We start from the raw sequence: 20,676 nt of genomic DNA, 5'->3' as shown, positions 1-20,676 counted from the left end.
CATTTTGTTTTAAAAGGCAACAAAGCGCTTGATTTAAAAGCTATATCCGCTTTTAGCAGGCTCTTTTAAAAAAGAAAAAAAGAAATTAGCTGTGTGGCAAAATTAGGGGTATGAAATTTATCATAAACTGAATTCCAGCACTTAATTTTAAGTAAATTTGACGCATGAGTAAAAGTGTTACTATAGTAGGAGCCGGTTTAGTAGGATCTCTGTTATCTCTTTATCTAGCGAAAAAGGGATATAAAATCAATATTTATGAGCGTCGCCCTGATATGCGCAAAAACAATTTGCTGGCAGGGCGGTCTATTAACCTTGCATTGAGCGATAGAGGCTGGAAAGGTTTGGAGGCTGTTGGTATTGCCGAAGAAATTAAAAAGATCGGAATTCCAATGTACGGAAGGCAAATTCACCATAAAGATGGCACACAGGTTTACATTCCCTATGGTAAAGACAACCAGGCCATTTATTCAGTATCACGCGCCGACATCAATATGAAATTAATGGATCTTGCAGAGGAACAACCCGGTGTAAACATCCATTTTGATAAAAGATGTGCCAATATCAATCGTGTGGATTTAAAAGCCACATTTGAGGACAATGTTACAAAAGCAATCACAGAAGTAAAATCAGATCTTCTCTTTGGAGCTGATGGAGCTTTTGCCGCATCACGCTTAAATATGCAGTTGCAAAGTGATCGTTTTGAATACAATCAACATTACATCAATTGCGGTTATAAAGAACTCATTATTCCTCCAGGCGAAAATGGCAAGTTTATGATGGAGAAAAATGCTCTGCATATCTGGCCTCGAGGTACCTTCATGATGATTGCCCTGCCTAACCCCGATGGAAATTTTACATGTACCTTGTTTATACCTTTTGAAGGCGAAAAATCTTTTGCCGCCTTAAAAACAGATGAACAAATTAAACGTTTTTTTGAAGAAGAGTTTTATGATGCTCTGCCTTTAATGCCAACCTACCTCGAAGATTTTAAAACCAATCCAGTGTCGTCGTTAGTAACAGTAAAATGTTTTCCATGGACATTTGATGATAAAATCGCTTTAATAGGCGACGCAGCTCATGCAATTGTGCCATTTTACGGACAGGGTATGAATTGCGGCTTTGAAGACTGTGTTGTACTAAATGATCTCATTGAAAAACATAAAGAGAACTGGCCTGCCATTTTAAAAGAGTATGAACTACTGCGCAAGCCCGATGCGGACGCTATTGCAAGTTTGGCTGTAGATAATTTTATAGAAATGCGTGATAAAACTGCAGACCCCAAATTTATATTGCAGAAAAAAATTGAAGCAAAATTCTCTCAAAAACATCCAGATAAATGGATGCCACTTTACAGTATGGTGACATTTAGTCCTGAGATACGATACAGCACTGCATACAATCAGGGTAACAAGCAACAGGCTATCATGGATAAAATAATGGAGCGCCCTGACATTGAAACAAATTGGGAATCTCCTGACATTGAAAAGGCAATTTTGAGTCAGCTAAACTAGTTTGCTTATGCATTTTGATTACCACTTTTTTTATGACACATCTATAAAACTTCTTGTATCCTTAATTCTGGGAGCTTCAATCGGAGCAGAACGGGAGTACAAGGGCAGAAACATTGGCTTTAGAACTATTATACTGATTACTTTAGGTTCTACTTTTTTTACAATAATTTCTTTTATTATAGGAGAGAAAAATGATCCTGCACGAGTTGCTTCTAACATAGTAACAGGAATAGGTTTTTTGGGTGCCGGCGCCATCTTCAGAGACGGCGTGAGTGTGAGGGGCGTTACAACCGCGTCTATTATTTGGATCAGCGCTGCGATTGGAATGGCCTGTGGTATTGGTCAGTACGAACTTGCTGTAATGGTAACGGTAACCGTATTGTTAATTCTTTTGGGGTTTGCCTGGGTGCAGCAATTCATAGATAAATACAATAAAGAAATGGTTTATCGAATCACTATTTCTAACGATCTGGAATTAAAACTTGAAATTGAAGCCGCTATAAAATCATACAAACTAAAATTCGTGTGGCTAAATTATACTAAAGTAGAAAGCGATCTCATCATCACCTACGAAGTAAGCGGTGGCGAAAAAAATCACGACACGTTAATTCGTTTCTTAACGACTTCGGAGAAGATTAAAAATTTCAGCGTTTAGCTAAAATACTAATAACCAGTCGGTTAAAATCTATTTTAGTCTGTAACAAATCCTGGCTAACTTCGTCTTACACTTAGAAATTGACTTTATCTGATTATAATAGCTGTGTAGATCTGCATGCCGATGGCGTGTATAGATTTATATTGAAGCAAATTAAAGATAAAGATGTGGCTAAGGACATTGTTCAGGATGCTTTTGAAAAAATGTGGCGTAAGATTGAAACAATTGATGCTTCAAAATCAAAGACCTATCTCTTTACAACAGCTTATCATACCCTGGTAGATTACACCAGAAGGGGAGCAAAGCAGGCCAGTTTTAATGAAGTAGATTTTAATCAACACAGCCATAACAAACAATACTCCGACCTCAAAGAAGTTTTGAATAAAGGCCTCGAGCAATTACCTGAAATTCAGAAGACTGTTTTATTGTTGAGAGATTATGAAGGTTACGATTATGCGGAAATAGGAAATATTACCCAATTAACCGAAAGCCAGGTCAAGGTTTATATTTTCAGAGCCAGGACTTTTTTAAAAAACTATATCGGGAAAGTTGAAGCCGTTATTTAATGAGCGCTATTGGTTTACATAATTATGAAGGCTTTTTACTGGATTACAGTGAAGGAAACTTAAATGCTGCGGAAGTTGCTGAGTTAAGTTCCTTTTTATTGGAACATCCCGAACTTGAAATTGATCTTGAAGATTTTAGTCTTGTTTATCTTAATGAAGAGAATCATAGATTTGAGTTCAAACAAGAATTGAAGAAAACCGAAGAGCAGGTTCCGGATGAAGAACTTCTCAATTACCTCGAAGGCAATTTGTCTTTAGAAGAAACTATCCGTTTGGAGTTAAAGCTTGAGCATGACAAAGAGCTATCAGCATCTTTTGAAAAGTACAAAAAAACTATCCTTGTTACCGATACAGAAATTACTTTTAGTTCTAAAACCAGCCTTCATAAATCTGAAAACGACCTGGTGGTGAACGACCGTTTACTGGCTTATTTCGAAAATCAATTAACTGATTCAGAAAAATCAGAATTTGAAAAAGAAATCCGCACTCATGTATCGCTTCAGAAAGAATTAGATCTTTATACTAAAACAGTTTTAGTTGCAGATAAAAGCATTTTGCATCCGGATAAAGAAGCGCTTAAAAAAGAAGCCAAAATCATTTTCTTTAATTTAAGAATAGCTGGTTCTATAGCTGCAGCTCTGCTCTTAGTAGTCGGACTTGCCGTTGTTTATAACTACTACAGTTATAAAAGAACTGAGTCTTCTGCGTTATCTGCTAATACCTCTTCAAAAAAAGACATCGACACTTTAACTGCACCAACTGCACCAACTGCAACTTTGAGAACTGAAGTAAATAGTGGAGGAAACAAGGGTAAAAACGATTCTTCAAATAAGAAGGCTGTTTTTTCAGCGACAAAACAGATGTTTGCCTTAGTAGAGCCTGAAGAAGCGTTACAAACAGGGATAGAGAAAGACGTTAAGGAAATTGCAAACAAAGAAGAAGCCGTTAATAAGGAAACTTCAAGCGAAAAAGAAGATAAAACCGAAATTGCGAGTATTCTAAACACCGAAATACTGGATAGTACAGATAAAAAGAATTATTTGCCACTGGCAGAAGACATTGCTTATGAAGATGAGTTGATAGAAGTAAAAGAATCTTCTCTTAACGGAAAAAAAGGATTATGGAGGCGCGCTGTGCAACTGGCTCAGCAGGCAAATAAACTTGGCGTTAAATCTATTGATGGTCAGGAAAATTCAAAAAACAATTACCGTTTATCTTTTAATTCTTTCAGTGTAGAAAAAAAATAACTTTTACCTGTAACAATTTAAAATGAATAAGCGTCTTATTCTTAAAACCAACAACGTTGTAAAAGAATAAAAAATTAAATCTAAAATTATAAAATCATGAATAGGATCTCACTTTTAGCAATTACTCTCGTTTCCACCTTTCTTAGTTGCAATGCTCAGAAAACTCAGGATAGAACAATTTCTGCTTTCAATAAAATTAAAATATCAGGAGCTGTATCTGTTATCTATACAAATTCCGATACTCTCTCTCTTAGCGTGAAGGCTAAAGAAAATGATCTGGATAACATTGAAACAAAGATTGAAAACTCGACACTTATTATTTCGAGTAAAGGAACAACTCGCTCAGATCTTCTGGTGTATGTAAAAAACAACCAATTAAAAAACCTGGTTGCATCGGGCGCTTCCAGCTTTAAAACTATAAATGGCTTAACAGGCGATTCTCTGACATTTAATTTAACCGGTGCTGCCGATGTTTTTGCTAAAGTGAATGCGAAAAGCCTGAGATGCCAGGAAGATGGTGCCGCTTCCCTTGTTTTGGAAGGCAGCACCGATAAACTTAACGTAGAAATTTCGGGAGCATCCAGTTTAAAAAGTTATAATCTCTTGGCTAAGGATGCGGCTCTTTTAACGTCTGGGGCTTCCAGCGCAAAGGTACATGTTACCGAAAAATTGCGAGCCACTGCCAGCAGTGCTAGTGAAATAAAAATAATGGGTGACCCAAAAGATGTGGTAACCGAATCAAGCACCGCAGCGAGCGTTACGCGAATAAAAGACATGTCTTCAGCTGATTTAAAATCCGAAAGTGATACTACTTTTCTCAATTGGAAAAATAAAAAAATACTAATTATAGGTGGCAGTAACGAATCTCAGGAGAAAACGGCTAATGTAAAAGATGAGCGTTTTAAACATTGGAGAGGTTTTTCAATGGGAATCAATGGTTACATGAATCCGGGCGGGGGAGTAAATCTTAATGAGAAATACAACTTCCTGGATCTTGAATACAGAAAAAGTCTAAACTTCCAGTTTAATATTATTGAACGCCAAATAAATCTTGCGAGCGATAATGTAAAAATTATTACCGGATTTGGATTTGATTATCATCTTTACGAGTTTGCCAATAAAACGACTTTAAATGCAGACACTAATTATACCTGGGGTGTGATTGATAGTAGCAACACTTATTCATACAAACGTAACAAACTTCGCGCGACCTATTTGCAGGTTCCCTTGCTGTTAGAATTTAATACTAGTAAGGATTCTGAAAAATCATTTCACATTGCCTTTGGTGTTATTGGCCAGTTCTTGATTGCTTCGAGAACTAAACAAGTACTCTTTGAAGGCAAAGATAAGTCAACAAATGTTAGAAAAGACGGTTACTATCTTAGTCCTTTTGCCGCTAAAGCACATATAAATTTGGGATACAGAAGTTGGACCTTTTTCGGGGAATACAACTTGACGCCGCTGTTTCAATCGGGTAAAGGTCCTGAACTTTATGCTTTTACGGCAGGAATCAGGGTGTGTCCATTTGGCTAAAAATAAGCAGAACCAAAATAATAGGGCGAAGGTAGATACTTTCGCCTTTTTAATGCTTAAAAAAAAATCGGGCACTATGTTAGAGGATTTAGTATTTAGTCTACATTTGTTTCAATGGATACATTTCTGGTACATATTACTTTACCTGATGTTTTTTCAAAGAAACTCTACGAAATCATTCCCAAGCAGCGCGAACATATCAATAAACTGCTTGAACAACAGCTCATTTTAAGCTACTCTCTCGATATGGAGAGAAAAAATCTATGGATATTTATTCAAACGGAATCGGAAAAGGACGTGATGGACCTGCTAAGTAACTTTCCGATAATTAAACACGTAACACTTTCTATCCACGAACTTGCTTTTCACGACTCTTCCCATAAAGCTTTACCCGATTTAATAATGAATTAAGCGACTTTCAATACAATAAATGATTATCGGGTTTTCTCTTTTTATTGTTCTAATTTTATATCTTGTTCTCGATAAAAGACCTCTTAAATAGCCATAAGATTGGTTAATTCGTTATGAACTTCCAGAAAATTAAAATCTTTATTTTTCTTTTTATACTACAAAATCTCATTACAAACGCACAGAGAGAGGGTTTTACGCGTTACACCACCAGAGAAGGCTTGTTATCTGACGAGGTTTATAATTTACATCAAGATAAGTCAGGCTACATTTGGCTTTTTACCAATTATGGCGTTTTAAAATACAATAGTGTAGAATTTAAACCCGTTCTTAAGAACTTGCCGTTCAGCGAGTCATTTATTTATTCCATATACGAAAATAAAAATGGCGAGAAATGGGTAGCAAATTCCAATGCTAAATTTTACAAAATCATCAATGATAGCGCATTCCTCGTAAATGTTCCGAGCGCCATTTCAGAAAAACTTAAACAGAATGTGTGTGAAATTTACCAGCTATATGTAGACGATAGCTTGAATATTTATGCTATTACGAAGCAATATAATTACAAGTTTTTACGGCAGGGAAATTCCTACATTCCCATCGATCTGGCTGACCAGATTAAAGGTGATACAATTTCGATAAGGGTTTTTGAACGAGGAAACACCCTGTTTGCTGTAAGTAAATATTTTGACAAGGAGATTTACAATTTTTACAGGCCAAATGATAAACTAGGTATGGTATTAGAAAGTAACGGGAATTTGATTTATGGGGAAGTTGATCGCAAAGCGAATGGCGCACCCAGACTTTTCAAAAAGAGTAGCAATGGTATCTATTTCTCTTTTTACAATCGCTTGGTCAGATTTTCGCAAAAAAAACCCATGGCATATAATGGTTTTAGCTCATTTATAACAAATTTTGCGATAGATAAAAATGATCATAAATGGGTAGCATGCTTAAATAATGGGATTTATGAGTTGAATGAAAAAGATTCTATCATAAACCATTACTTAAAAAATACAACCGTAAACGACGTACTGATTGATTCGCAGAATGGCTTGTGGGCCTCAACTCCAGGTCTAGGACTGTTTCATTACGAAAATATAAATAACTCGCATTTTAGCGGTAATAGTTTATTGTCTCACTCAATCAATTATTTAAAAATAATTGATAATGAGCTTTATGTTGCCACCTCTAACGATGATGTTTTTAAAATCCGCAACAACCAAATAGAAGCTATTTATCAGCATAACGAAACCGCAGATCCGTTTTATAAATCAGAGAGTACTTTAGATATCGCAAAGTTTGATGGGAATTATTTTCTTTCATTCATGTACAGCCTAAAGAAAAAGAAAATAGGCGCTGGCAAATCCACTAACTCCTGGAATCTCAAAAAAATGCAGAATATTCAGAAGTTTATTTATAAAAAATCTGATACAATCGTTTATCTTCAAAGAAGGGGGTTTGGCGCTATTGTAAAAGAAGAGCTTATTAAGCGTTTTGACGTAAATTCTAAAACTTTAGACTGTGAGTACAGAAAAGGAGATTTGATCGTAGCTACTGAAAATGGACTTTACCTGTGCGACCTGGGAATATTTAGATCGCCCGAAACTTTTAAAGATGCTTGGCGCGTTGTGAAAGTTGAATTAGATCGGCCAGTTTATCTAAAATCAACTGAACACAAGATTATCCGCAAAATCACAAAAGACAAGTACGATAATTTTTGGTTTAGCTCAACGGGATACGGCATTTTTTTTCTCGACAAACACGATAATCTGATTAACATTTCTACAAAAGAAGGGCTTCCAAGTGATATTGTGAACGCTGTTAATTTTACCGAACAAGATGCTATTTTATTATCTACAAATAAAGGGTTGTTTTATGCCCAATCAAACCGAAATAACCCTATGCTTCTAAAATGGGTTCGTATTTACACAGGTGATGTTCAGAATGCGGTGTATTTTGAAAAAAAGATCTATATGGCTACAAAAAACGGACTTGTAATTGTTGACTATGATAAAATTGCTACAGAGGAAAATATCAATTTTAATTTAAACAAGATCTATGTTAATTCTGTTGAACAACCTACGACTGTTTTAAAATCACTGAGTTATTATGAAAATAATATTGAATTTGACTTTGATCTGATTCATTTTTCTAATAGCAAAACTGAAATAAAATATATTCTTAGCGGGCCGGCTATCGAAAGTGGCCTAACATATGGAACAAGTATTAAATTTCAAAAATTACCTCCAGGAAATTATACATTAAACACATACCCTGCAATAATTCAGGGAGAAAATTTCAAACTCGTTGTCCCATTTTCCATTGTACCTGCGTTCTGGCAGACACCTTACTTTGTAGTAGTTGTAGCGGTAATAATAATTCTTACAATAATTTTGAGCCTTTCGTTGGTTTTTAAAAACTTAAAAAATAGAAGAACCCGCAAAGAGAACGCTGAAAGACTTATTATGGAGTATAAGCTTATTGCGCTGAAAGCGCAAATAAATCCACACTTTATGTCAAATTGTTTATCTGCCATTCAACTCTTGATTGTGAACAATAGGGTAGAAGCCGCAACAAAGTACATTGCTAAGTTCGGCTTACTGGTTAGACAAATCTTAAATTTTTCAACACGTTCGTTGGCTACTGTGCGCGAAGAACTTGAAATAGCTGTTTTAAATATGGATCTTGAACAATTGCGATTTGAGAATAAATTTAATTATGAGATCCATGTGGGTGAAGATATTGATCAGGAAAAAATATATGTGCCGGCTCTGATATTAAATCCTCTTATCGAAAACACAATCTGGCATGGGTTATTACCACTGAAAAATTTAAGGAAGGGGAAGCTAATTATTAGTATTGTTAAAGATTCGGATATTTTAAAAATTATTATAGAAGATAATGGCGTTGGCCGTCAAACCAAAAAGAAGAATATTGGAAATATCAGGCAATCAAAAGGTTTACAACTAACAGAGCAGCGATTAAGCAATATCAATTATCTTTTTGCAATTAACACGGCTGATATTCTTTATACTGATCTCGTAGATGAAAAAAATGCACCGTGCGGAACAAGAGTCACTATACAATTACCTTTAAATTTGTCTCCCCTAGTTTATGAGTAAAATAAAAGCAGTTATAATTGACGACGAATATTTAAACAGGAAACTGATTGAGCTTTTGGTCGTAAAAATAAACCCCGGGTTTGAGATCGTAGGCGAAGCAGAAAACGTTCGCGATGGAATTAGTGTTATAAAGCAGTTTAAGCCGAATGTGGTTTTTTTGGATATCAAAATGCCGGATGGTAGTGGTTTTGATCTTTTAAGCCACTTCTTGGAAATAGATTTTGATGTTGTTTTTATAACTGGCTTCGACGAATATACTCTACAAGCCTTTGACTTTAATGCTTTAGATTATGTTTTGAAACCAATTGATCTTGATAAGTTTAAAATCACTTTAGAAAAAGTGGAACAAAGCATAAAGAGTAAACAAAACAAGTCGGATAATCTTAAACAAATTGTCAGCTTATATAATTCTGAAAAGGTTTTAAATAAATTATTGCTGAACATCAACAACACTGCGGTACTACTGGATATTGAAGAGATTATGTATATAGAACAAGGTAGTAGCGAAACGCTATTCACAAAGTACTATTCCGAAAAGCATACCTCTGCGAAGCCTTTATCCGAATTTGAATTCATCCTCAAAAATTTCTCTAATTACCTGAAAATAAATGAAACTAGTTATGTGAACGTAAATTTTATTGAGAAATGTTCTACCGGTTTAAAACACTATATAACTATGAAAAATTCTACGGTATTTTATATTTCAGAACTAAAGAAAAAAGAAATAATCGCATTGCTAGGGCAATAGGTTACTCCCGACAGATCTTTTTGCTAAATTTGACTAATAAAAAAGATTAGGGAGTAGTATTCTGTATTTTATGAGAGTTCTTTTAGTAGCAAATATTAATTCGTCTCATACAAAAAAATGGGCCCTGGCTCTTAAACACAAACAGGTAACGGTAGCTTTGTTTAGTATAAACGCCCCAACATCAGAAGATAAGTGGTATGAAGTGCTTAAAGACGTGTATTACCCTAAAAAGCCTTATAGAAATTTAGTATCAAAATATATTGAACTTTATTTAAAATTAAGGACTATGATAAGGCAATTTAAGCCAGATATTTTGCATTCTCATTTCATTACAAATTATTCACTTCTTGCAAACCTTACAGGCTTTAAAAGACATCTTGTAACGGCATGGGGAAGCGATGTTTTTCTTTTCCCCACACAGGGTTTTATAAATAAACAGATCATTAAATACAACCTAAGCAGGGCTTACAGTATAATTTCTACAAGTCATGCTATGGCCAAAGAGATGAGTTTATATTCAAATCGGCCTATTTGTGTTATTCCTTTTGGAATAGATTTTAGCCTTTTTAGAAAAAGAGAGCATACACCGCTTTGCAAAGACAAGATAATTTATATTGGATGTTTTAAAAAAATCGAAAATATATACGCACCAGAAATACTCCTTGAAGCATTTTCTCTGGTAACAAAAAAAATTCCGGAATATAAGTTACAGCTTCTAATGGCGGGCGATGGCAGTAAGTTGCACAAGATGAGGCAACTGGTAAAAGATTTAAAAATTGAAGATAAAGTTGAATTTTCAGGCTGGATTAATTCTGAACAAATTCCAGATCGGTTAGAGAAGATCGACATTTGCGTTTATTTATCGAAACAAGAAAGTTTTGGAGTCTCGTTAATTGAAGCAATGGCATGCAAGATACCTTTGGTTGTTACACCCACACCTGGTTTTTTAGAAGTTGTTGCTGACGCGAATAATGCTGTATTTGTCGATTTTAATAATGCACAACAAACGGCGGAGGCGATCACGGACCTGGTTTTACACCCTGAAAAATATTATTCCATGATCGATAGGGCTTATAAGCAAGCTTATGAAAACTATCAGCTTACTTCCAACATTGATACTCAAATTAGCTTGTATAATAAAGTGTTATCTTCGAAGTAGTAAAGCAATTCGCACACGGCGATATGTGGTGTATTTCTTTTTCAGTACTGATAATCATAAATTTATGCTTCAAATGATTAACAAGCTTTGACTAAATTTACCCCGAAATAATATTATTTTTGCTCTGAAATTAAAGGTATTGGAATGTTATCTTCATTGCGACAAATGTGCCATAAACAATATCAAATGCAATTTTAAGTCTATATAAGTGGGGGAAATAAAAAAACAAAGTATAAACAACACTTTATTAAGCTACATTGGTGCTGCTCTTGGCTTCTTAATAATTTACATTCAACCAAATTTAATTTCATCGTCAGACATTGGGTTAGTACGTTTACTTTTTTCTTTTTCTTGGATGGCCGCAGTTTTAATGCCGCTTGGAATAGGGAGTATTACACTTCGTTTTTTTCCTAAAATTAGAAACGACGACAATCGGCATCATGGGCTGTTTACCTTAATTTTATTAGTAAGCTCATTTGGAGCCTGTATTATTGGTTTTCTCATATACCTGGGTAAATCTTTTTTTGTCGGCTACTACCACAATTCGCCGGAGTTCCCCAAATATTTTAACGAATCACTTGTTTTTGCCTACATATTATCTTTAATCTCTGTTTACACCATTTATTCCACTGCCTTACTTAAAACAACTTTTACTGTATTTTTAACCGATATTTTTACAAGGGTTGGACAACTTATTGTGGTTCTGCTTTATAGTTATAACGTTATAGATAAACACTTTTTTGTATTGTGCTTCATAGGTGTTTTTTTAGTGCAACTCATCTTACTTCTTATTTACCTTCTTAAAAACAATTCCATTTCTTTTAGGATAAACCTGGCATTTTTTAAAACTTTAAATCTGAGAGAAATTTTCTTTTTTGGTTTTTTAATGATGTTAACCGCCTTCGCATCGCTTGGTATTAAGTTTATAGATCAATTGCTTATCGGACATTTTTTAAATGAAAAATTGGTGGGAGTTTATGCAACCTGCGTGATGATGTGCGCGGTTATGGAGATTCCATTTAACAGTCTTGATAGAATTGCCAGCCCGAAAATAGCCTACGCATGGAATATTAATGACAGGGCAGAGGTGGCAAAAATTTACGAAATGAGCAGTCGCTACATGTTTTTTGCAGGCGGAGTTCTTTTTTGTTTGTTATGGTCTGGTATTGATTTAATTTTTATGAATCTACCTGCTGAGTACCACCAGGGTAAAACAGCTTTTTTTATCGTTTCATTTTCGTCCTTATTTAATCTGCTTACGGGAGTTAATTCTTCCGTCATTCTTTATTCTCACAAGTATTTCGCAGCTTCCTTTTTCTTATTTATACTTATAGTAGTTTCTTTGTTTGCTAACAATATACTGATTGCCCGTTTCGGGATTTCTGGTGCCGCTACAGCTACACTTCTAGCGATTGGCGTTTTCAATATTTTGAAATATTTCTATATCATTCTGCGCTTTAAAATGCAGCCTTTTTCAAAACACACTTTTTTTATTTTGATCTGCATTATAACCTCTGTAGCTTTTATTCTGCTTATTCCAGCATCCTGGCATCCGCTTGTAAAAGCATCTCTTGGTAGCGCGTTTACAGTCATCATCTTCTCCCTTATGAATCTTAAATTTAAAACCATTGAAGAAGTCAACAAGGTCTTCAAAAGGTTTAAACTCATAAAATAGATACTGCCTGGTTGGGATATAAGTGGTTGGCATATAAATTGAAAGATTCAATTTAATAACGTACTTTTAATTACGCCCTTCATGATGAAATATTTAAAATATATTCTCTTATTAATTGTTTTATCTGCGGGTTTAGCAAAAGCCCAATCACAATCTCTTTTACGCGTGACTTATATGCGCTTTGGAAGCCCTAAAATTATTGACGTATTAAACACTGAAATGCTGGAGTTTAAGTTAAAAGGTGAGCATCATTTTAATAAAGACAAGATTATCAAGTTACAAGACAGTACCATTCTTTTTGAAAACTATACAGAAGTGAAGTTGGACCAGATAAAGGCTTTACGTTTGAGAAAACACAATCCGCTGATAACTACTTTTCAGACAATCTTTTTTATGGTTGGAGTGGGATTTGTCACACTCAATACTGTTAATAATGTTATTACCGATACTTCGCCTGTTTTCAATGAAAAAGCGGCCTACATTTCGGCCGCTTTGTTAGCTACAGGTTTTTTAATAAGAGAAATTGGAATTGTGCGGGTTAAGATGACTAAAAACAAGAATATAAAAATAATAAATATAGATTTTCAACACCTGAATAGTGATACCACAACAACTTCTTCCAAGTAAAGGTTAATGTTCTTCTTCGCTATCAAACCCTAAATCCTCAGCGCCTTCTTCGTCGTGTCCTTCTTCGTTTTCTACTTCTTCACCTTCCTCACCTTCAAGACTATTTATATCATCCTCCTCAACCCCTTCTTCACCTGTGTCAAGTGTTTTGTAAGCGGCGTCATCCTCATCTTCTTCAGGATCGGCAAGCAAACCGGCCATCGCCATATCTGGACTAAGTTCTTCTTTAGCAAGATTAACTTGTTTATATTGTTTTGGGGCAGTACCGTAACTTTTTATAATTGCAGGGTAGTTTAATTTAGAGTTTTCTTCCACAATCTTAATCATCTCAATAAGAAAAGTCCATTGAACAACAGGATCAAAAACGTAAACAAAACGCTGGTGCGGCTGCTCGATAAACTTTGCAATTTTCGTCTCAGACATTAACTTCTTTGGATCTACATTTTTGCGAATTTCTTCTTCTTCTAGAGGAAGATCCTCTTTTCGAAGAGTAATTTCCTGACCTTTGCGCCAGTAATCATCACTTACAAAAAACGCGGAGGCATGCTTTGCATCAAATTTGAAAGCCTCTTGTATAATGGTATGGAACTGCTCAAAGGTCTGTGCAGCTTTAATGTCAATGTCTCTAAAAACATCTTCATTATCTTCCAGGAAAACTTTAAAACGATAAACCGCCATCTTATTTAGTTTTTGGTTTTATAAATTTCTGATTTTAACAATCCTATACGGTTGAAGAAGTGTGTGAACGAAACTCCTAAAACTCCCATTCCGTATTTTGCACTTCTTCTAAAATTTATAGAACTGGCCTCTGGAAAATATTTTGTAGGACAAGTAACTTCAGCTATATCAAAGCCGGCGTAAAATATTTGTGAGATCATCTGGTTATCAAACACAAAATCATCTGAGTTTGCGTGATAATTAATTTTTTGAATTACTTCTTTAGAAAAGGCACGGTAACCCGTATGGTATTCAGATAATTTTTGATTTATTAAAACATTTTGAGTGAAGGTAAGCATACGGTTAAAAATGTATTTATACAATGGCATACCACCTTTTAACGCGCCTTTTCCTAAAATTCTTGAACCAAAGGCTACAGGGTAAAGGTCATTTGCGATCAAATAGCTCAAGCTTTGAATTAGTTTAGGAGTGTATTGATAATCGGGATGAAGCATAATTACAATATCAGCTCCCAGATTCATAGCAGTATCATAACATGTTTTTTGGTTTCCGCCGTATCCTTTATTTTTTTCGTGACGGATCACGTGCTTTATTCCAATTCCTTTTGCAACTTCCGAAGTGTTATCTTTACTGTGATCATCTACCAGCACAACATCGTCTACAATATCAAATGGAATTTCGTCGTAAGTCTTCTTTAATGTGAGTGCCGCATTGTAAGCGGGAAGAACCGCAATTATTTTTTTTCCGTTTATCATAAGTCAACAAAAATAACAAAGTTTGTTTAATTTATAAATTAAAAGTAAGCAAATAACTGTATTTTTATACACGAAATTGTGTTTCTGAAAAAATTACATACACTAACGCTCAAGTCGTTTTTACCTCCTTTTTTTGCGACACTTTTCATAAGTGTTTTTCTATTGTTTTTGGTGCAAATTGTTATTACTTACCTCGACGATTTTATAGGTAAAGGACTTAAAACCACAGATTTATTACAACTGTTTGCCTACGCCTGGATCGCCATAATTCCCCAATGTATTCCATTAGCAGTTTTACTGGCGTCTATTATGAGTTTTGGTAACATGGCCGAAGCTTACGAACTGGCCGCCATGAAATCTTCCGGACTTTCGCTTTTCAGAATTATGAAGGCTGTTTTTATTCTGATCTTATTTCTTGCCGGACTCACTTTTCTTTTCAATAATTTTATTTTACCTGTAGTGCAGTTAAATTCTACCGCACTCTTGTACGATATACGGCAAAAAAAACCCGCAGTAAATATTAAAGAAGGGATATTCTACAATCAGATCGATAATTACAGTTTACGCGTTGGAAAAAAATCTCCAAAAAAAGACGTACTTTATGATGTTTATATTTATGATCATAGTTCTCACCAGGGCAATACCATTCAGATGTATTCTAAAACTGGAAAGATCACCACAACCGCCGATACGTCTGCATTAGTGCTAATTTTAAGAGATGGTAACCGTTATATGGAAGATGATCAAAATAAATCAGGCTCTCAAAAAGCGCTTTCTCATCTTATCTACAAACAACTCCAGGTTAAAATTCCGCTTGAGGATTTTAAAATGAAACGTACAAATGAAGAACTTTTTAAAAATCATGGTGAAATGCTGAATGTCTGGCAAATAGATTCGGTAGTAGATTCCACCAGGAGGGTTTTAAGGAGGCGTGTAGATAATCTAATTCATCAATCCAAAACTTCCTTTTACAGCAGAACTTCTGCGCTCATAGGTTCTAAAAATGCTTTTCCTACTAGCAATGTTCAAATTTTTTATGATAGTTTAAAGACCGATCAGTTTAATATGGCTATTCAAAATGCATTAAATATTGCCCGCACGGCGGCAGGCAATGTGGATAGTTACAGCATCGGCAGAGAGGGGGAAGACATGCAGATTAATCAATTTCTGATGGAATGGCATAAAAAAATTGTAGTGTGTTTTGCCTGCATTATTTTATTTTTTGTAGGCGCACCGCTTGGTGCAATTATTAAAAAAGGTGGTTTGGGGCTTCCGGTAATAGTTTCTGTATTTTTCTTTCTTACTTTTTATATCTTAACGGAAATGTTTAATTCGTTGGCGATAGATGGCCTTATGCCTCCATGGCAAGCTCTGTGGGCGCCTCTGGTAATTTTTATGCCGATAAGTATTTTTTTAACAGTTAAAGCAGCCAACGATTCTGCTATATTTGATGCCACGGTCTATTATACATGGATTGGTAAATTGTTCAAGAAAAAAACACGTGTTTAAAGTTTTACAGATATCTAATAAAGCGCCTTACCCTACAAATGACGGGAGTAGTATTGCTATCTTTAATATGGCCAAGGGCTTCATTGAAAACAACATTCCTTTACATTTACTAACCATTAATACAAAAAAACATTTTAAGGCTGATTCTGAAGTTCCTCAAGAATTTAAAATCAAATCACACTACGCTTCTGTATATAATAACACCAATACATCCGCCCTTGGAGCGTTTTTTAATCTATTTACAGGTAGTTCCTACTTTGTTTCAAGGTTTTATTTTAAAGCGTTTGAACGAAAATTGATCGAAACATTAAAGTCAGAAACCTTTGACATAGTGCAGGTAGAGGGCTTGTTTATGGGTGTTTATATCGACACCATAAAAAAATATTCAAAAGCCAGGGTAGTTTTGAGAGCACACAATATTGAACATTTTATCTGGAGAAGGCATATTGCTCACGAAAAAATGAGTGCTAAAAAAATCTATTTAACCCTCCAGAACAAGCGTCTTAAAAAGTTTGAGATGGAAGTTATGGCGAAGGTGGATGCAATTGTACCTATCACGAAAACAGATGAGGATGAGTTTAAAAAATTAGGGTTTACTAAACCGATTTTTAGTTGCATAACTGGTGTCGACGTTAAGAGTTACCAGACCAAACTCAATCTGAACGAGAAAGCCAAAACTATTTTTTATTTCGGATCGATGGATTGGCTTCCCAACCAGGAAGCGGCGAATTGGTTTTTGACTAACTGTTGGGATACAATTCACAAGGAGGTACCAGAAGCAAAATTAATAGTAGCGGGCAGGGGCATGCCTCTTGAATTTTTTCATATAACCAGACCTAACGTAGTAATCGTTGAAAATGTTGAAAATGGAAAAGCATTTTTTCAACAACACCAGGTAATGATAGTTCCACTTTGGTCGGGTAGTGGTTTAAGGATAAAGATTATTGAAGGTATGGCTTATGGCAAAGCAATAGTTAGCACCAGCATTGGCGCAGAGGGTATAAATTACACGGATGGTAAAAATATTCTTATAGCTGATAATGCCAAAGAGTTTTCAAATGCAGTTATAAAACTTCTAAAAGACAATTCGATAAGAACAGACCTGGAAAAAAATGCTGCTGAATTTGCCCGTGCTGAATTTGATAACTTCAAAGTAGCGGCCCGCCTTGTTGAATTTTACAACAAATTATTAAATGCATAGCTTTCTGCTGATAGTTTTTACAGCGTCAGTGGCTTTGATAGTGCATACCTACCTGCTTTATCCCGCAGTTATGATGATTTTTTTTTCAAAATCAAAAAATAAAATCCTTGAATATCAAGCTGACGAACTTCTTCCAAATGTCGCAGTTCTAGTGGCTGCCTACAATGAAGAAAAAGTAATTAAAGAAAAAATCGACTCTATTTTTAACACTACCTATCCGCCAGCTAAAATAAAAGTTTATGTGGGATCCGATGCTTCTGCCGATAATACAGACGCCATCGTGGAATCTCTCAAGAAAAAATATCAAAATCTTGAACTCGTAAAATTTACGGGAAGGGTTGGTAAAATCAGTATCATTAACCATCTGCAATCTATGGGAGATGAAGAAATTTTGATCATGACCGATGCCAATGTAATTTTTAAACCAACAACACTTTTTGAACTGGTGAAAAAATTTAAAGATCACCGGGTTGGAATTGTGGCTGGTAACATTGTAAAAGAGTCATTGAACGATGAGGGAATAGCAATTCAAGAGAAAAAATACCTCTCAATGGAAAATAAAATTAAGTCCTGCGAAAGCAATGCATTTAATTTAATTATGGGGGCTGAAGGAGGCTGTTATGCTATTCGTGATAACCTTTTTAGCAAAGTGCCACTAAAATTTATAGTAGACGATTTTTTTATTACCATGCAGGTTTTAAACCGTGGAAAATATACACTTTTTAATTCAGAAGCAATTTGCATTGAGGATGTGCCCTCTGATACTGCCGGCGAATATAAACGAAAGGTCAGAATCTCTTCCGGAAATTTTCAGAATCTTTTTTTCTTTAAGAAACTGCTTATTACTTTCTGGAAGCCAATTAGTTATACCTTCTGGTCACACAAGGTTTTACGCTGGCTCACACCTTTTTTTCTCATCCTGAGCCTTTTTTCATCACTCTTTCTTTGTTCATTCCAGCCTATTTTTAGCGTATTATTTTTTATGCAACTCTTCGGACTTTCATTTCCCATTCTTGACCATTTTTTTAAATTTCAAAACTCTTTTTTGAAATTCATTAGTCATTTTTACCTCATGAACCTGGCATTACTCGATGGGTTTATAAAATTTACACAAGGCATTAAAACAAGTGTCTGGCAACCGATTAAAAGAGATGTTTAAAAAAGTTTTTTTTATATATTTTAGTCTGGTGAGCTATTTTCAAATTGTAGCACAAAAATCGCCTCTATTGCCGCCCTCAAAAAAACAAATTGAGATCAGAAATGCGGATAATCTTGAATACGACGGTGAAAAGAATGAAGCAAAAATTTTAAGTGGAAATGTAATTTGTGAACACGAAGGTGCTTTATTGTATTGCGATACAGCGTATATCTATTCTGAAACAAACAGGATGAAAGCTTACGGGCATATTCTAATTACTAAGGGAGACAGTATCAGGGTAACGGGAGACAGCCTCTTATACGAAGGTAAAACCCGAATTGCAACACTTAAAAACAATGTAAAGTGTGTGGAAAAAGACATGACTCTCACAACAAATTACCTGACTTTTGACGTAGGAAATTCTATTGCTAATTATTACAACGGCGGAACTATTGTAAACAAAGAAAACACACTGGTAAGTAAAAACGGACATTATTATTCTGCTACCAAAGAAGCCACCTTTCATTATGATGTGGTTCTCACCAATCCGGATTACAAAATGAACTCCGACACACTTAAGTATAAAATCCCAACAAGAACTTCGTATTTTCTAGGGCCAAGCATCATTTTAAGTAAAACAGATTATATTTATTGCGAAAATGGCTGGTACGATACCAATAAAGAGAAAGCAGCTTTCAGTAAAAACGCTTTACTTGTTACATCCCAACAAAAACTGAGGGGCGACAGTTTGGTGTATGACAGACTTCTAAAATATGGGAGAGCTTTTAGAAATGTCACTCTGGTAGATACTTCCCAAAAATCTATTATATATGGCGATTACGTTGAATATCATGAATTAAAGTCAGAAGCACTAGTAACGAAAAAAGCCATCTACGCACGCATCATGGAAAAGGATACTTTATTCATTGCCGCCGATACACTTTACCACAGAGATCTTGATTCTGTAAATAATTTTCTAAATGCTTATCATCATGTTAAGATTTATAAAACAGATCTTCAGGCCATGTGTGATTCGGCAACCATGAACACACAAGATTCTTTAATGAAACTATTTAATACTCCGGTACTCTGGAGCACAAATTCACAGGCAACTTCTAAAATTATAAAAGTAGATATAGGAAAAAGTTCGGTCAAAGGCTTTCATCTCGAAGGCAAAGCTTTTCTTATTCAACAGGTCGATACGCTAAACAATAAAAATAAATTTAACCAGCTGTCTGGCAGAGCTATAGACGGACTCATTTCGAACGATACTATAAGGCGTGTAATTGTAACAGGCAATGCAGATGTTCTTTATTATCCAAAAAACAAAGAGAAATTAATAGGTCTCAACAAAACAAATTGCTCCGAAATCTACATGTGGTTTAAAAAAGGGGATATTGAAAAAGTAACTATGAAACCATTGACGAATGGAGACATTGATCCGATTAAACTTGTGGATGTTGAAAATGCAAAGATCAAAGGGTTTAACTGGCAGTATGCTAAACGTCCCCGTTCGAGATTTGAACTTCATACACTCCCAAAACAGTTACCAGAAGAAAATAAAATGCCCGAAAATTCTAAAAAGAAAAGACTAAGTAAATAATGCTTTTAATTCGGTAGCGTCCTCGGCCTTCATTCTTCCTGCTATAACTAAAGATAATTGCCTTCTTCTTAAAGCTCCTTCATAACGCTTAATTTCCGTTTCGGTTTCAGGACTCAAAGGTGGAACGGGCAGGGGAGAGCCATTCTGATCAATGGCCACAAACGTTAATATTGCTTCGTTGCATTTGGTTTTTGCCCCGGTAGTTGGATTTTCTACAAAAACATCCACAAAAACCTCCATACTGCTTGAAAATGCACGGCTTACTTTCGCATCAAGTGTTACGATACTGTTTTGGCGGATGGGATTATCGAACGATACGTGATTAATAGCAGCTGTGACAACCACTCGGCCGCAATGACGTTGGGCGGCAATCGCACCTGTAATGTCAACCCACTTCATTAAAGTTCCTCCAAATAGATTTCCAACGTGATTGGTATCTGTGGGAAGAATCATTTCGGTGTTTATTGTTGCGGATTGCGATGGCGTCTTGGATTTCATAATTTTTGTAAGGTTACAAATTTAGGTAATTATACCTTAC

General features: G+C 35.2%; 18 protein-coding genes. 15 read left to right on the top strand and 3 right to left on the bottom strand.

Translation table 11 applies throughout. From position 1 onward, the window contains the following. The first annotated feature begins 164 nt into the window (after window positions 1–164). From CNR22_22015 to CNR22_21965, 11 genes are all read left to right on the top strand, one after another. Window positions 165–1,511 (top strand): kynurenine 3-monooxygenase, encoded by a 1,347-nt coding sequence (locus tag CNR22_22015; protein PBQ34336.1) that lies wholly within the window; start codon window positions 165–167, stop codon window positions 1,509–1,511. A gap of 7 nt (window positions 1,512–1,518) precedes the next feature. Beyond that, the gene (locus CNR22_22010; GenBank protein ID PBQ34335.1) at window positions 1,519–2,166 is read left to right on the top strand and encodes an MgtC family protein; all 648 of its coding nucleotides are present in this window, start codon (window positions 1,519–1,521) and stop codon (window positions 2,164–2,166) included. An 80-nt stretch (window positions 2,167–2,246) separates the two neighbouring features. Continuing rightward, window positions 2,247–2,732, top strand: coding sequence for an RNA polymerase subunit sigma-24 (locus CNR22_22005; GenBank protein PBQ34334.1), 486 nt, complete (start codon window positions 2,247–2,249; stop codon window positions 2,730–2,732). Then, a complete protein-coding gene (locus CNR22_22000) occupies window positions 2,732–3,979 on the top strand; it encodes a hypothetical protein (protein PBQ34333.1) in 1,248 nt (415 codons plus the stop codon). Before CNR22_22005 ends, CNR22_22000 begins: the two co-directional genes overlap by 1 nt. Before the next feature lie 96 nt (window positions 3,980–4,075). Beyond that, window positions 4,076–5,512 (top strand): hypothetical protein, encoded by a 1,437-nt coding sequence (locus CNR22_21995; protein PBQ34332.1) that lies wholly within the window; start codon window positions 4,076–4,078, stop codon window positions 5,510–5,512. Window positions 5,513–5,626: 114 nt separating this feature from the next. Then, on the top strand, window positions 5,627–5,923 hold the full coding sequence (locus CNR22_21990; GenBank protein PBQ34331.1) for a hypothetical protein: 297 nt from the start codon (window positions 5,627–5,629) through the stop codon (window positions 5,921–5,923). 113 nt (window positions 5,924–6,036) lie between these two features. Next, complete coding sequence (locus CNR22_21985; protein PBQ34330.1) at window positions 6,037–9,045, top strand: hypothetical protein; 3,009 nt, start codon at window positions 6,037–6,039, stop codon at window positions 9,043–9,045. Continuing rightward, window positions 9,038–9,793: a hypothetical protein gene (locus CNR22_21980; GenBank protein ID PBQ34329.1), complete on the top strand. Its 756-nt coding sequence runs from the start codon at window positions 9,038–9,040 to the stop codon at window positions 9,791–9,793. Before CNR22_21985 ends, CNR22_21980 begins: the two co-directional genes overlap by 8 nt. A gap of 70 nt (window positions 9,794–9,863) precedes the next feature. Then, window positions 9,864–10,952, top strand: coding sequence for a hypothetical protein (locus CNR22_21975; GenBank protein PBQ34328.1), 1,089 nt, complete (start codon window positions 9,864–9,866; stop codon window positions 10,950–10,952). Between the two features lie 208 nt (window positions 10,953–11,160). Beyond that, on the top strand, window positions 11,161–12,627 hold the full coding sequence (locus CNR22_21970; protein ID PBQ34327.1) for a hypothetical protein: 1,467 nt from the start codon (window positions 11,161–11,163) through the stop codon (window positions 12,625–12,627). Between the two features lie 84 nt (window positions 12,628–12,711). Then, the gene (locus CNR22_21965) at window positions 12,712–13,254 is read left to right on the top strand and encodes a hypothetical protein (protein ID PBQ34326.1); all 543 of its coding nucleotides are present in this window, start codon (window positions 12,712–12,714) and stop codon (window positions 13,252–13,254) included. Window positions 13,255–13,257: 3 nt separating this feature from the next. Here CNR22_21965 and CNR22_21960 read toward each other — a convergent pair whose 3' ends face one another. Next, entirely contained in the window at window positions 13,258–13,932 is a 675-nt protein-coding gene (locus tag CNR22_21960) for a hypothetical protein (protein ID PBQ34325.1), read from the bottom strand. A 5-nt stretch (window positions 13,933–13,937) separates the two neighbouring features. Further along, the gene (locus CNR22_21955; protein PBQ34324.1) at window positions 13,938–14,687 is read right to left on the bottom strand and encodes a glycosyl transferase family 2; all 750 of its coding nucleotides are present in this window, start codon (window positions 14,685–14,687) and stop codon (window positions 13,938–13,940) included. Between the two features lie 60 nt (window positions 14,688–14,747). Here CNR22_21955 and CNR22_21950 point away from each other — a divergent pair, with 60 nt between their 5' ends. From CNR22_21950 to CNR22_21935, 4 genes are read left to right on the top strand one after another with little or no spacing between them, the layout of a single operon-like run. Further along, window positions 14,748–16,196: a hypothetical protein gene (locus tag CNR22_21950; GenBank protein PBQ34323.1), complete on the top strand. Its 1,449-nt coding sequence runs from the start codon at window positions 14,748–14,750 to the stop codon at window positions 16,194–16,196. Continuing rightward, on the top strand, window positions 16,138–17,397 hold the full coding sequence (locus CNR22_21945) for a hypothetical protein (GenBank protein ID PBQ34322.1): 1,260 nt from the start codon (window positions 16,138–16,140) through the stop codon (window positions 17,395–17,397). Before CNR22_21950 ends, CNR22_21945 begins: the two co-directional genes overlap by 59 nt. After that, window positions 17,390–18,556: a hypothetical protein gene (locus CNR22_21940; protein ID PBQ34321.1), complete on the top strand. Its 1,167-nt coding sequence runs from the start codon at window positions 17,390–17,392 to the stop codon at window positions 18,554–18,556. The genes CNR22_21945 and CNR22_21940 overlap by 8 nt, the downstream gene beginning before the upstream one ends. Continuing rightward, window positions 18,549–20,138 carry a hypothetical protein gene (locus CNR22_21935; protein PBQ34320.1) on the top strand — a complete coding sequence of 530 codons (1,590 nt, stop codon included), beginning with the start codon at window positions 18,549–18,551 and terminating at the stop codon, window positions 20,136–20,138. The genes CNR22_21940 and CNR22_21935 overlap by 8 nt, the downstream gene beginning before the upstream one ends. Here the strand turns inward: CNR22_21935 and CNR22_21930 are convergent. Further along, window positions 20,127–20,636, bottom strand: coding sequence for an acyl-CoA thioesterase (locus CNR22_21930; protein ID PBQ34319.1), 510 nt, complete (start codon window positions 20,634–20,636; stop codon window positions 20,127–20,129). The genes CNR22_21935 and CNR22_21930 overlap by 12 nt on opposite strands. Between the last annotated feature and the right edge of the window lie 40 nt (window positions 20,637–20,676).

This window comes from Sphingobacteriaceae bacterium (assembly GCA_002319075.1).
Classification (GTDB): domain Bacteria; phylum Bacteroidota; class Bacteroidia; order B-17B0; family Aurantibacillaceae; genus Aurantibacillus.
Note: the sequence above shows the minus strand (reverse complement) of the source record. Positions and strands in the feature narration are given on the sequence as shown.